Origin of the sequence: Priestia sp. TGN 0903 (assembly GCF_050846855.1) — a bacterium.
Classification (GTDB): domain Bacteria; phylum Bacillota; class Bacilli; order Bacillales; family Bacillaceae_H; genus Priestia; species Priestia zanthoxyli.
The window spans coordinates 1-11,806 of the sequence record NZ_JBOZGL010000023.1; the positions used below are offsets into that span (position 1 = coordinate 1).

At 30.9% G+C, this 11,806-nt stretch carries 16 protein-coding genes; 6 read left to right on the forward strand and 10 right to left on the reverse strand.

From position 1 onward, the window contains the following. Positions 1-33 precede the first annotated feature (33 nt). Entirely contained in the window at positions 34-465 is a 432-nt protein-coding gene (locus ACRPLY_RS26500; protein ID WP_432232197.1) for a branched-chain amino acid ABC transporter substrate-binding protein, read from the forward strand. Positions 466-723: 258 nt separating this feature from the next. On the opposite strand, the gene ACRPLY_RS26505 is transcribed toward ACRPLY_RS26500, so the two are convergent. The 6 genes from ACRPLY_RS26505 to ACRPLY_RS26530 form a co-directional block, all read right to left on the reverse strand. After that, entirely contained in the window at positions 724-1,665 is a 942-nt protein-coding gene (locus ACRPLY_RS26505) for an ABC transporter permease (protein ID WP_432232198.1), read from the reverse strand. Between the two features lie 5 nt (positions 1,666-1,670). Continuing rightward, on the reverse strand, positions 1,671-2,606 hold the full coding sequence (locus ACRPLY_RS26510; protein WP_432232199.1) for an ABC transporter ATP-binding protein: 936 nt from the start codon (positions 2,604-2,606) through the stop codon (positions 1,671-1,673). Between the two features lie 14 nt (positions 2,607-2,620). Continuing rightward, positions 2,621-2,956 carry a LytR/AlgR family response regulator transcription factor gene (locus tag ACRPLY_RS26515; RefSeq protein ID WP_432232200.1) on the reverse strand — a complete coding sequence of 112 codons (336 nt, stop codon included), beginning with the start codon at positions 2,954-2,956 and terminating at the stop codon, positions 2,621-2,623. A gap of 71 nt (positions 2,957-3,027) precedes the next feature. Then, positions 3,028-3,567, reverse strand: coding sequence for a tubby C-terminal domain-like protein (locus ACRPLY_RS26520; RefSeq protein ID WP_432232201.1), 540 nt, complete (start codon positions 3,565-3,567; stop codon positions 3,028-3,030). A gap of 9 nt (positions 3,568-3,576) precedes the next feature. Beyond that, positions 3,577-4,092: a hypothetical protein gene (locus ACRPLY_RS26525; RefSeq protein ID WP_432232202.1), complete on the reverse strand. Its 516-nt coding sequence runs from the start codon at positions 4,090-4,092 to the stop codon at positions 3,577-3,579. Continuing rightward, a complete protein-coding gene (locus tag ACRPLY_RS26530; protein WP_432232203.1) occupies positions 4,092-4,331 on the reverse strand; it encodes a sugar ABC transporter permease in 240 nt (79 codons plus the stop codon). The genes ACRPLY_RS26525 and ACRPLY_RS26530 overlap by 1 nt, the downstream gene beginning before the upstream one ends. Positions 4,332-4,643: 312 nt before the next feature. Here ACRPLY_RS26530 and ACRPLY_RS26535 point away from each other — a divergent pair, with 312 nt between their 5' ends. Continuing rightward, the gene (locus ACRPLY_RS26535; protein ID WP_432232204.1) at positions 4,644-4,934 is read left to right on the forward strand and encodes a hypothetical protein; all 291 of its coding nucleotides are present in this window, start codon (positions 4,644-4,646) and stop codon (positions 4,932-4,934) included. A gap of 113 nt (positions 4,935-5,047) precedes the next feature. Here ACRPLY_RS26535 and mobQ read toward each other — a convergent pair whose 3' ends face one another. Continuing rightward, on the reverse strand, positions 5,048-7,030 hold the full coding sequence (gene mobQ, locus ACRPLY_RS26540; protein WP_432232205.1) for a MobQ family relaxase: 1,983 nt from the start codon (positions 7,028-7,030) through the stop codon (positions 5,048-5,050). Between the two features lie 375 nt (positions 7,031-7,405). Here mobQ and ACRPLY_RS26545 point away from each other — a divergent pair, with 375 nt between their 5' ends. Further along, positions 7,406-7,717, forward strand: coding sequence for a hypothetical protein (locus tag ACRPLY_RS26545; RefSeq protein WP_432232206.1), 312 nt, complete (start codon positions 7,406-7,408; stop codon positions 7,715-7,717). A 97-nt stretch (positions 7,718-7,814) separates the two neighbouring features. On the opposite strand, the gene ACRPLY_RS26550 is transcribed toward ACRPLY_RS26545, so the two are convergent. The 3 genes from ACRPLY_RS26550 to ACRPLY_RS26560 form a co-directional block, all read right to left on the reverse strand. Next, positions 7,815-8,090, reverse strand: coding sequence for a hypothetical protein (locus ACRPLY_RS26550; protein ID WP_432232207.1), 276 nt, complete (start codon positions 8,088-8,090; stop codon positions 7,815-7,817). 56 nt (positions 8,091-8,146) lie between these two features. Continuing rightward, complete coding sequence (locus ACRPLY_RS26555) at positions 8,147-8,779, reverse strand: DUF3967 domain-containing protein (protein ID WP_432232208.1); 633 nt, start codon at positions 8,777-8,779, stop codon at positions 8,147-8,149. A 193-nt stretch (positions 8,780-8,972) separates the two neighbouring features. Further along, a complete protein-coding gene (locus ACRPLY_RS26560) occupies positions 8,973-9,824 on the reverse strand; it encodes a helix-turn-helix domain-containing protein (protein WP_432232209.1) in 852 nt (283 codons plus the stop codon). A gap of 803 nt (positions 9,825-10,627) precedes the next feature. Here ACRPLY_RS26560 and ACRPLY_RS26565 point away from each other — a divergent pair. The 3 genes from ACRPLY_RS26565 to ACRPLY_RS26575 form a co-directional block, all read left to right on the forward strand. Further along, positions 10,628-11,152: a DUF2695 domain-containing protein gene (locus ACRPLY_RS26565; protein WP_432232210.1), complete on the forward strand. Its 525-nt coding sequence runs from the start codon at positions 10,628-10,630 to the stop codon at positions 11,150-11,152. Between the two features lie 130 nt (positions 11,153-11,282). Then, the gene (locus ACRPLY_RS26570) at positions 11,283-11,483 is read left to right on the forward strand and encodes a hypothetical protein (RefSeq protein WP_432232211.1); all 201 of its coding nucleotides are present in this window, start codon (positions 11,283-11,285) and stop codon (positions 11,481-11,483) included. A 129-nt stretch (positions 11,484-11,612) separates the two neighbouring features. Beyond that, the coding region (locus tag ACRPLY_RS26575) for a helix-turn-helix transcriptional regulator (protein ID WP_432232212.1) at positions 11,613-11,806 on the forward strand (194 nt) is incomplete at its 3' end.

Sequence of the window (11,806 nt, forward strand, 5' to 3'; positions counted from 1 at the left end):
GAGATTTTTTGGATTGATCAGGAGGAGATTTAAATGAAAGTAATAACAGACGAAAGACTTGTTATCAAAAACTTAAAAAATATTCGTTTTGCGTTTGCTTTTCAAACTTTAGCACTTGTGGGGATTGTAATATACGACGGTATTACGAAAGGATTCAATAATATTACCAATAGTCCTATATGGCTAGTTTTGATACTTACCAGTGTTATATTAGGGTATTTGAACTTAAGTATTTCTGTTGATTCCTATGAAAATGAGAAACAAATTAGAAAAATGCCCTATTACTTATTGGTATTATGTTGTTTAGTTGCTGGAGTTATTTTTGGTCTACTAACAAAGATAACATCTAACAGTAGCTTGGCTGATAGTATAATAATTGGTGCAGTTATATTTTTATGTTTTCTAGGAACTTTTTCATTTGGTTATTTTTTAATAAAAAAACGTTCTAAAGACGATGAAGAATAAATTATGTTTAAATCCTTTCCAACAAAATGTTTTATGTGAAGTAACATAGTGTCGATAATTTACGAATAGATATATAGCATACATATAGATAAGACCTCCTATATACCTTATGGATAATGGGAGGTCTTTGCTCTAAATATTCTATTAATTAATTTATTTCTTATTTTTTTTAAATAAACTTATGATACTTATTAGTACTACACATAGCCCAATAATTAAATAAATTAATTGTTTATCCATTGCTAAACCTCCCTTTAGTTATGCTTTTTTATAAAAAGCTGTAAGTGATAGGATTATTAATAGTAAACTGTATAGTATATATTTAATTATAGTAAACTCTAACGTCGCCCCATTAATTGAAGCTGATAGATCCCCTGAATATATACTCAAATCTAAATTTGTAAAATATAAATATTTTGCCCATGAAAAACTTCTAAGCATCGCTGTGATTGTTGCTCCACCTATTAATAAGCTTATTGATAAAATAATTGAGAAAATGTGACTTTTAATTAATATTGAAATAGAAAATGAAAATACTATGAAAATGAACATAGTAAAACAATAAGATATATACTTTATTAATAACATTTTATATATAGGAATAGTAGTTAAGTTATTTGTTATTTCTACCATTTTTAATTTATCGTATCCTTCTATTCCAAAAAGCAAGAATCCTAAGCTTGAGGACAGCAGGAGTAAATAACAAATTAATAAACAACCTATAATTGCTACGGATATTAATTTACCTAAATATATTTTCCATCTTTCATATGGGCGAATTAATATTAATTGTAATGTTCCAAAACTTCTTTCTATAGAAATACTTTCGCTTGCTAGTACAAGAGTAAATATTAAAATAATGAGTGAAAATGTAGAAGTAAAACTCATAAATTCCCAGCTTGTAGACTCATTAGGGTTAATGTTATGAGAAAGTTTATATTCATTCTTCTTTATTTCTTTCTCTATTGACGTAACGAATGACTTTGGGTAATCCGAATTAGATTTTGCTTTCTCTAACTCTTTTTGATTTAATTTGTTTTGTTTAATTAATTCAACCTTCCAGTTATTATTATTTTTAGTCTCTTGAAAGTATTGATAGGTTGCATTTCCTATAACAAAAATACTAAGGAAGATTATGAGTACCTTTAAAGAATTCTTTTTTCTTATTTTATAAAGTTCAGTTTTTATTATTGAAAACAATTTAGTTATCCCCTTTCATTTGCTACTAAATTCAAATAATTTTCTTCTAAAAATTTAGTCTGTGGAATAACTTTATAAATTTCTATATTGTTCATTATTAATTCTTTATTTAATAAGGCAACCTCTTGTTTTGATAATAAGATATTTATGCGTTTTTGTTCGCGATTTATTATTTCAACCTCTTTAGAATCAAAGATTTGTTTTATTACCATACAAAATTTTGAAATTGATGATACTTCAAAAATTGTTTTGTATCTTTGAGTATTTTTAGGTATTTCTTTGACCTCAAATATATTATTTATAGTTTGATTATGAAGAATAGCAACTTTATCACAGAGAAGTTCCATTTCAGTAAGTAGATGACTTGAAATCAAAATACTAGTTCCTGAAGCAGCAATTTCTTTTATATATTTCCGTAGTTCATACATACCTTCTGGATCTAGTCCATTCATGGGTTCATCTAATATGAGTAATGAAGGTTTATGTAAAATAGCTTGTGCAATTCCAAGTCTTTGTTTCATTCCCAATGAGTAGTGTTTAACTTTTTTATTTAATGATTCTTTTATTTTCAATTGTGCAGCTGTTTCCATAATCCTTGTTTTATCAATATCTCTGTACAATTTGGAAAAGTAATATAAGTTCTCATAACCTGTCATGTATGTATATAATTTTGGCGATTCAATTATAGCTCCTGTATGCCTATGAACTTTGGTACTTGAACTTTTTTCTTCTGTATTATTAGTATCTAATTTAAAAATTACTTCTCCTGAATCAAAGTTAATTAGATTCAAAATTATTTTCATCAAGGTAGTTTTTCCAGCTCCATTTGGGCCTAATAAACCTACAATTTCACCTTTTTTAATCGAAAGATTAATATTATCAAGTATAATTTTATTTTGGTATTTTTTATTTAATTTAGATATTTTCAGAATTTCATCCACGTTTTATCCAGCCCTTATTCAAAAATAATAGATATTTTATCTTTTGTTACTAAAGCACTTTTATCGTAATTAAAAAATGCTTCATAAGTTGTCGAATCTCCACCTGAAAACTTCATTTGTTTAACTCTTTTTATATTTATGATATAAGATTTATGAGTGCGCAAAAAGAATTTTGGTAAGAAATCTATCAATTTTTGTAATGATATTCTAATTACTATTTCTTCATCATTGATATGAATAATAGTAGAATTCCCAAACCGTTCTATATATAAAATATCCGAAAATGGCAAAAAATGTATTTCGCTTCTTTTTTGTATAATTAAGTTGTTATCAAACTCTGCAATCTTCATAGTAACAATTAAGTAAGTCTTGTAATAATGTTAATTACAAGACTTACTTACTCCTTTCTTATTTTTATTATTTATCTTTTTAAATCAAATAAATAATAAAAACCTATAATAAGAAGATAATTTAAGTCGTTATCCTCTTTAATACTGATTTTCACCTTTTTTGGAACAAAATTAGTTCTTTCTATGGTGGAAATCAAATTATTTTCTTCATCGTATATTCTGCTTGTTTTATCACCTATATCTCCTGTAAGAGTAATGCTTCTATTATTATGTCTCAAAATAAACCTTGGATTAGTCTTTATTAGACTTTTTTCAAGTATTATTCCTGAATAAATCTCATCAGATGATATTTTGTTTAATAACCATTTTGATCTAAATAATTCTTTAATGTTTAAATTTAGTTTCTCATTTATTTCGTAAATTAGTTCATCGTTTTCATTATATATATTAAGATGAACAAAAAATTCTCCGAATATTAAATCAATTAAGAACCTTGATTTACCATTAAAGAAACGTTTAAGGTGTCCCACTTTCTCATTTTTTTCATTAAATATATAGATTTTATCTAAACTATTTTTTAGTAAAGGTTGTGTCAAATAATAAATTTTCATTATTTACCCTCACTTGAATTTTAAAAATAAAGTATTTGATATGTATACTTCACATAGAGCGCTAAATATTAAGATTATAGTAATAAGTGGGATCACCTTTTTTAATGAGTATAAGTATAATTCTTTTAATTTAGTGTTATCCCTAGTTCTAAAAAAATGTATCCAAGCTAAAAGTTGTTCTATTGTAAAGTAATAAACTAAGAAACCTACAACTAATTCACCTAACCCGTGTGTTAAAGAAGAAAGGTAATAAGTATGTGCATCAATACTAGTTAATTGAGGTCCTTCACCAATACTAAATAAAAATTTCCCTATTAGTGGAAGAGATAATAGAATTGGTGAAAGAAGTAACCAAATTAGTATTTGGGAGTAATTAAAACCAAATATTAAAGCAGCATCTTTTAAATGGAGCTTATGAAAATTCACTTGCAATCCACTATCTTTAGTATAAAAATATCCTAATGTAATCATTAATATTGAAAATACTATGTATGAAAGTAGATATATTTTTAGTTTTATTTTCATTATTTTAAAGAATCCTCTTTTAACCTCGTATTGATCCCTGGTATTAATTTATAAACATCGTATATTGAATAAATAATAAGCCCAATTGATACAAATACTCCAATTAAGATAAATGATAGTAATGTTGCTACTATATTTAGTCCAATCAAAATGCCTCCTTTTTTTGTTTCTCCTAGGTATAAGTGACCTAATCCAGGAAAAATAATTGAAAATAAGATTGCTATCCATGTTTTTTTCACTCAAAAATCCTCCTTAAAATTACATAAAATACAATTTCAAAGTTATTTTGACATATAATTAACTTTTATGTCAAATCTATGAAAAAAATATATTTGGATAATATAGGTTATTTTATTACTATTAGAAGTAAAAAAATTCCTATTAAAAATAGGGCTTTGTATCTTTTAACAGTATGTTTCACGTATAAAAAGGGAACGTTCGCATCAAGAAAGGTGAAGAATATACCATTTTCTTAGAATGAACGAATAAATACAATACAATATGAAATGTAATAAATTGTTTAAAAAGCAAACTAAATGGAGGGTTTAATTATGGGTTTATTTTATAACTATTTTACTGGTACAGGTAGTGCAGCAGATGTAGGATATGCTATTGCTTCTCTTGTTATTCGTAAATTGAATGTAGCCGCAGATGCTGCAGCATTGGCTAACAGTATTGCTTGGAAATTACGTGCGGTTTACAATTCATTCGGAGGCAATTTTAGTTGGGCAGATTTAGGAGGAGCAATTCTAGATTTGGGTGAATTTATTGTTAACTTACTTCCTGCTGGAAGAGTAGTTGATGTAGTTCAAATCTTATGGGGAGCTTCAAATATCCTATAATTATACTTTCTTAAAATAATAACATATTAAGAAAAGTACCTTTTAAATTACATAAGGTACTTTTCTAATATACTATTTTAAAAGATAATCAACTTTAAGTTGTTTGTAATTTTTTAAGGGCTACGCTCTGGTCCTTGATTTTTCACTCTATTTATATTAGTACTTCTTACTTTTCTTATTCTGTATCTCTGCTGAGCTAGCTCTTCATTACGAGTAGCTTGCCGAATAGCATCAGATATGCCTGAGATCGTTTCTATGACGTGTTCTTTGACTTTTATATCTCTTTCTATAGTTGGTATTACGTTCTGCTCAAGTCCTCTAATTTCGGCTTGTCGTTTGTTTAAATCATCTGGTCCTTTATATCCTTTTTCCTTAAGGTTATCTCGGTAGTGATTTGCTTCATGTTGCAATTCTTCATAGTACTGATGTGCTTTCTTTGAAACCAAGCGTTTAGCTGCTTCGCCAGGGCTGTTGCTTAAGGTATCAAGTTCCTTTTCTGCTTTTTCAAGGCTAGTAACTTGGCTTTTTATCTTATCTAGATGATCTTTTTCCGTTTGAAAGATTTTTAGGTCTTTCTTTAGTTTATATAGATCGTCTTGTTGATTTTTAATTGCTTTTTTAATGACTTCTAACGTTACAGGAGTCTTTTTCACCATATCTATATGTTTCTCTAGTTTTAGTGCATTCTCATAGCTTAAATATTTTCCAGCTGTTTTTAAGTCTGGATAGTGAGAGCTTACTTCACGAATTTTAGATGTTTTAATGGCTTCTTCTGCTTGTAATAACGCTTTTGTTTCTACTTGAATTTGTTGCTTCTCATACTTAATTTGATGCAGTCGGTTCTCTTTTTGTTCAGAGAATTCCTTATAGCGTTCGTAGAACTCCTCTTCATTTGAGAAACGAAGGGATTCTTTATATGTTTGAATACTGTTTTCATAGCTTGATTTGTTGCTTTCTAAGTCAGAAATCTTATCGAGGTGACGACGTTTCATCATGTTGTTTTCTTTGAGTTTAAAAGGATTAAGTGACCCCTTGAGTTCCTCCACTTTTTCTTCATTCTGTTTAATTTCACGATTTAAATCTCTTACACGATCATAATAGTTGCTGACATTTAGGAACTGTTGCTGTTGTACGTGGAAATGACGTTCAATTGGATCATGGCGATCACTCATTTTGCGTAGTTCTTCCTGGCGTTTTGAAATATCATCTAAGGAAATAGCTTTTTGGTTTAAAAGCGACGCAGCCTTTTGTATATACGTCTTTTCAATATCTGTAGAGAAGCTAAATTGCTTCTCTTTTTCTTTCGTTTTTTGGATATGAGCTTCTTTTTGACGACGATAAGCCTGTAAATCAATAACAACTTGATTGTATTCTTGGCGTTCTCTGTTGATTTGGCCACGGTTGCTCTTCTTCCCTTTTTTCTCCATGTCATGAGCGACATGCCCTAAGTGAATGGTTGGAAGGACTTCAAGTCCACGATATTCATGAGAAAGGTGCGTAATACGCTCTTTACTTTTGGCTTGTTCTAATGCTTTATTGGCATAGTTTGCCCACTGTTCACGAATGGATAAGCAGCCTTCGCTATTTTTGACGTACCCACGATTGTTTTCTTTGGCATTCGCAAAATCAGCATTCCAGTCACGATTCTTTTTGCGGAAACCATTCTCATCAAGATTTCTCATCGTTAACATGATGTGGGCATGAGGATTATTAGTGTCATCACGATGAATAGCAATATCAGCAACCATCCCTTTTTGAACAAACTCGTTTTGAGCAAAGGATTGAATCAGTTCTTTTTGTTGATCGTGGTTTAGTTCAATTGGTAACGCAATGTTTAATTCTCGTGCTAACTGTGAGTCTTTGCGTTTTTCGACTTTTTCTACTTCATTCCACAAACGATTACGATCTTTCATCCATTCTGGCGCATTGGTAGGAGTCAGAATCATGGTTTCCGGTTGTACATTACGACCATAAAACTTTTGCTCGTCTGTACGTTCATCATGTAGTTTTTCGCCACTGCGATAAGCAGCTGCAGCGACAGCTGATTGTCCTTTTGAACGACTGATGATTTGCATCGATAGATGGTAGATAGCCATGATTCTTTCCTCCTTTCTTGAGAATGGGTTAGTGGGTTAAGAATAAGTTAATGAGAGCACAAGGTGCGCTAATTAACGCTTTGATGAAATCAGCATCATGAACACCAAAGGTGTCAGATGATGATTTCATCTTTGCCAACAGGCAAACAGATTTTATGAAATTCGCCATCTAGGCGAATGGGTCTTTGGTTTTGTCTTTTCGTTCCGAAGGAACCGCACACATCGGTACGATGTATAAGTGCGCCTTTATCTCTTCGATCTAAGGGAATTATACCATATCCTGGTGAGAGAATCTATGCTAAGGATACCAATTTATCTCAATTTTTGATATAATCAATTCAAACATTAGAAAACAGAAAAAGGAGATGAGGATGAGTGCCGAAGAAACGAACAGATGCGGAAATTCTTCAGGAGTTAGAAGAGAAAATTGAGAAGATGAAAGCTAAGAAACAACAAGTTGAAGCACGAAAAAAAGAAAAAGAAAGAAAAGAGAGAACAAGACGACTTATTCAAGTCGGCGCGATCTTCGAGAAATACTTTGAGATTCAAAGTGAAGAAGAAGCAGAAAAGATTGCGAAGGCATTGCAATCTTATGTAGGAAAAAACAAAGATAAGATTTTGCATCATGACGTGGTTATAAAAGAAAAAAAGAAAGCAACAGCTGAAGCAGCTACTGCTAAAGAGTAATTTACAATATAAGCTTATAGAGTTTCAGATTGGCTATTTTAGTTTGAGTAGTTTATTCAAGCTAAAATAGCCAATCTGAAACCTTGTAGTTCTTATACTATTCAATATCAATCTCTCGTTCTTTATTCGGAAATTCAACTAGATTGTCTGGCGTTTGTTTCTTTGTTGGCTTTTGAGTTTTCGGTTTTTTGACTACAACTCCCTCAATCTCATCCCCATTACTATCGACTAACGTCACTAGCTCTCCGTCAGCATTACGGAAATTGATATATAAATTTGCTTTTGAAAGACTTACCTCATACTGCTCCATCAAACCTTGTAATGTACTGGCAATAAGTTCAGGTGTAACTGGCTCTTCAAATTTAATCCTCATTTCCCATCACTCCATTTTTTGTTATAGCTGACATCTATATAAATTAGTCTTGTATGCTATCTCCAAAATTCCCACCATTTCTTTTTGTTTTCTTCCTGGGAAGCAGCCAACATTTTTTTTGTTTCCCTGATGTCCCGCATAACTTGAATAAGGATTTCGTCTCTTTTTTCAGTTCCTGCATCGTCATCCATTCTTTCAAGCAATGTTTTTTTTAGCTCATAAACTTCTTGAGTTTGATTATCTTTAATAGTCTGTATCTCATTTTTAAATGTTTGTTCTTGCTCCTGAAGAAGTCTTACAAAGCGTTGCTCTTGCTCTTTTAAAAGTACATTCATTAGCGTCATAGCGTCATGACTACCAGAATCCTTTTCGGTCATGATGTCATGACCATCTATGTCGTTTTCAGGCATGACATCATGACCCATTGGCTCTAATTGCTTCTTATTGGCTGTGCCTATCTTCCTTGCTACAGATTCAATGGTCATACCGTCATAACTGATTAGCTCTAGAAACATCTCCAAAGCTTTTATGTCTTCCTCTGTAAAAAGGCGATGTCCTAAATTGTTTCTTCGAAAAGAATACCCTTCTTTTTCAAGGCTAAAAATGTACTTTTTGAAGACAGAATCTTTGAGATCTAACCTCTTTAAAACTTCACCAGTTTTATAAACAAAGTTATTCGTTTCAGACATAACGTCATGCCCCCTCTCTAATTCATTCGTCATGACATTATATTAGCCCTTCAATTAAAGAGCTTGCAAACGAATATATTTAAAACTTGCCATGATGAATGATGGCCGTCTTACTTTGAGATTATATCAATTTTCAAGAAGTCTAGTATTAGATTAATCCTATAAAGGTACTCTTTGTTTAAGAGGCCATACCTTATACCCTCGAATGTAGAGGTTGGTTTTTAAGGAATTTAGTTCGTTCAATAAAACTATCTACAAAGCTGGCCATTGCTTTTGTATCATCACGTTCTGAAAGTTGGTTATAAGCAATAGTATAAGCAAGCTTGTGCAATTCTTCAGAAGAAAGGCTACGTCCTTGTTTTATGTAATCCACGAGTTTATCGAAAGCAATATGAGCAATTTCTTGCATAATCGTTTTATCAACTGATACACCAAAGTTCTTCATAGCTAGCCAAATACGTCCGTATAGAGACTTGGTTTGATTACCAAAGAAAGCTTGATATTGTTGAAGTCTTTTAGGAACCATTTTTATATAAGGTTTACGTTTAGATGTTTCTTTACTCATATTTAGATGTTTAATATTATGTATTTGTTTTAAAAAGGTTTTGTTTTTTTGGTGTTGCATTTTTGAGTTTCCTTGTGTTGCATTTTCTTCAATTTGATGAATTTCTTTCACTGGTTCATCTTTTTGAACTGGCTGAATAATGATAGCGTTACTTGTTTGTTTCATGTCACTGCTGCGCTTCATTTCTAGCTGTTTAATAATTCCAAGGTCCTCTAAGTGCTTACAAACACGAATAATAGTAGCACGACTTTTACCAACCAATTTACCAATATTTCTTTTTGTTAAGAAAGAAACTCCTAGGTGCTTCGCTGAATAGCCATGTAAGACTTTTAATACAGCAACATGAGTTTTATTCAATTGATCTTTAAAACGCTCTATATAGGACCGTACAGTTTCGTTTAGGGTATCAATAGATTCGAAGCTTGATAAATTTTTATATGTTTCTACACTTGCGATAATCTCAATTTTTTCTTTTGCCATTTTCATTCGCTCCCTTTTATGGAAAACGAAAAAAGACGTGATACCGTTTTACAGGTAAACACGTCTTTTAAAATGATAAAAGAGTATAGAACTTCCCCTTGTTTTTCATGTAATTCTATCGTAAAATGAACATAGAATTACACTAAAGAAAAGGTGAAGCAGGTGTTTACCGTGGTTCTGCACGGTGGACGGTTGAAGAAGGATCCGACCCCTTCGACAACACGCTTTGCCTTTTTTGATTTTCCGATCATGTAATTGATTTAATCATAGCAAACTCTACCAACTTTAACAATGAAATTTTTAGATAATTTAAGTGTATAGAAGTTTTTTTTATTTAAGGCTGTATCTTGTGATACAGTCTTTTACATTTTCTTGTTAACAAAAAAAGAGCAACCTCATTCCGAGGTCATTGGAGTGAGGTTGCTTTTTTAGGAATCACAATTATAAAGTACCAAAATATAACCGCAAGTAAATAGTAGCGTATTTTTGCCATAAAGACTATATTTTTCCGTACGAGCATATGAATAAAACGTGCACTTTTTATACATCCGCCTCCCACTTGGGTATCGAGTAAACGCCGTCATATCAAGGATGTATAAAAAGATGCATAAAATAGAAACACACTCTTAGCGCAACCCCTTCTGCCACAAGGGGTTCTTTTTATGGTGTGTTCCGGAAAGAGTGGTTATGTTAACTAGCGATGTATAGAATATACATAAAAAAATTGAAGAATATTGAAGCATATGGGAAAATTACATAAAAGATTTTTTGTTTCTTAATACTGTTTAAAAGGAGCTATTTGAATGGATAGTTTATTAGAATTAAAAGATGAACTAATAAAAGGACAAAAATTAGCAATGCAAGGATCTTATCAAAGAAGAGCTCCTTCCAAAAAAGCAATTCCTCATCTTTTAGCAGCAAGAAAAGGACTAAAAGAATATGTTAAACAGTATTCAAATGATGCTTTAGCTTGGCAATTGTTATCTCAAGCTGAGGAATATTTATTAAATTACAACGCAGCTTTAACGGCACTTCAGAACGCTGTATCTTTTGATAAGAAAGATAAGAAGTTATTAAAGAGGTTAGCTTTATTAAAAGAGTATGCGAGTAAATGGCAAGAGCTAGATATTACACCAGAGCAGTTGCAATCATTAGAAATATACCTACAAGAAAAATTAGAAGTGTACGGTTGTGATCATACACTCGTTTATACCAGAGAGTGGTTAGATATAAGCACTTTACATAGTAAAAAATCAAAAATAGTAAAAGCTTTACAAAATCAAGGTGGTTTTTGTGACTGTGAAGTTCTTATGAATGTAATTGATTAGTTTAAAGTGCTACCTAGAACGCACATTATGTCAACTAGGGTTGTATATCGTATACATAGTTAAAATCCTTTATTTACAGCAATGTAAAATGTTAAAGTGACTATATATTGGAATTAAGTGGAGGATAAATATGTATAGTAAAAATTGTTCTAAATGCGATTCAACTTTAACCAAAGCACGTATTCAATCATCTCCTGGAACAGTGGGAATAAACACAACGCCTAGTAGAGTATTGAATAATAACAGCAATTATAGCGAATTAGTACCTTATGTTTGCTCAAGCTGCGGTTATGTAGATTTTTATGTAGAAGATCCTGAAAAGTTCTTATAATAGAGCTTTTCAGGATTTTTTATTTCAGATAACCGTGATTATGTAAATTTAATTCGAGGGCAATGTAATATATATATTGAATAATGTAATGTATATGTTACACTTAAATTAGGAAGGAATTGGTTCATATTGAAAAACAATGTAAAAATATTTCGTATACAGGCTGATTTAACTCAGCATCAATTAGCTGAAAAAGTTGGTGTTACTCGTCAAACCATTAGTTTAATTGAAAAAGGAAAATATAACCCTACATTAAAACTTTGCTTAGAAATATGTTATGCAGTCAATAAAACCTTAGATGAGATTTTTTGGATTGATCAGGA

Excerpts from the sequence above, each read along its gene's own strand:
- ACRPLY_RS26500 (WP_432232197.1), top strand. The coding sequence starts at position 34 with ATGAAAGTAATAACAGACGAAAGACTTGTTATCAAAAACTTAAAAAAT.
- ACRPLY_RS26515 (WP_432232200.1), bottom strand. The coding sequence starts at position 2,956 with ATGAAGATTGCAGAGTTTGATAACAACTTAATTATACAAAAAAGAAGC.
- ACRPLY_RS26520 (WP_432232201.1), bottom strand. The coding sequence starts at position 3,567 with ATGAAAATTTATTATTTGACACAACCTTTACTAAAAAATAGTTTAGAT.
- ACRPLY_RS26525 (WP_432232202.1), bottom strand. The coding sequence starts at position 4,092 with ATGAAAATAAAACTAAAAATATATCTACTTTCATACATAGTATTTTCA.
- ACRPLY_RS26535 (WP_432232204.1), top strand. The coding sequence starts at position 4,644 with ATGGGTTTATTTTATAACTATTTTACTGGTACAGGTAGTGCAGCAGAT.
- mobQ (WP_432232205.1), bottom strand. The coding sequence starts at position 7,030 with ATGGCTATCTACCATCTATCGATGCAAATCATCAGTCGTTCAAAAGGA.
- ACRPLY_RS26550 (WP_432232207.1), bottom strand. The coding sequence starts at position 8,090 with ATGAGGATTAAATTTGAAGAGCCAGTTACACCTGAACTTATTGCCAGT.
- ACRPLY_RS26555 (WP_432232208.1), bottom strand. The coding sequence starts at position 8,779 with ATGTCTGAAACGAATAACTTTGTTTATAAAACTGGTGAAGTTTTAAAG.
- ACRPLY_RS26560 (WP_432232209.1), bottom strand. The coding sequence starts at position 9,824 with ATGGCAAAAGAAAAAATTGAGATTATCGCAAGTGTAGAAACATATAAA.
- ACRPLY_RS26565 (WP_432232210.1), top strand. The coding sequence starts at position 10,628 with ATGGATAGTTTATTAGAATTAAAAGATGAACTAATAAAAGGACAAAAA.
- ACRPLY_RS26570 (WP_432232211.1), top strand. The coding sequence starts at position 11,283 with ATGTATAGTAAAAATTGTTCTAAATGCGATTCAACTTTAACCAAAGCA.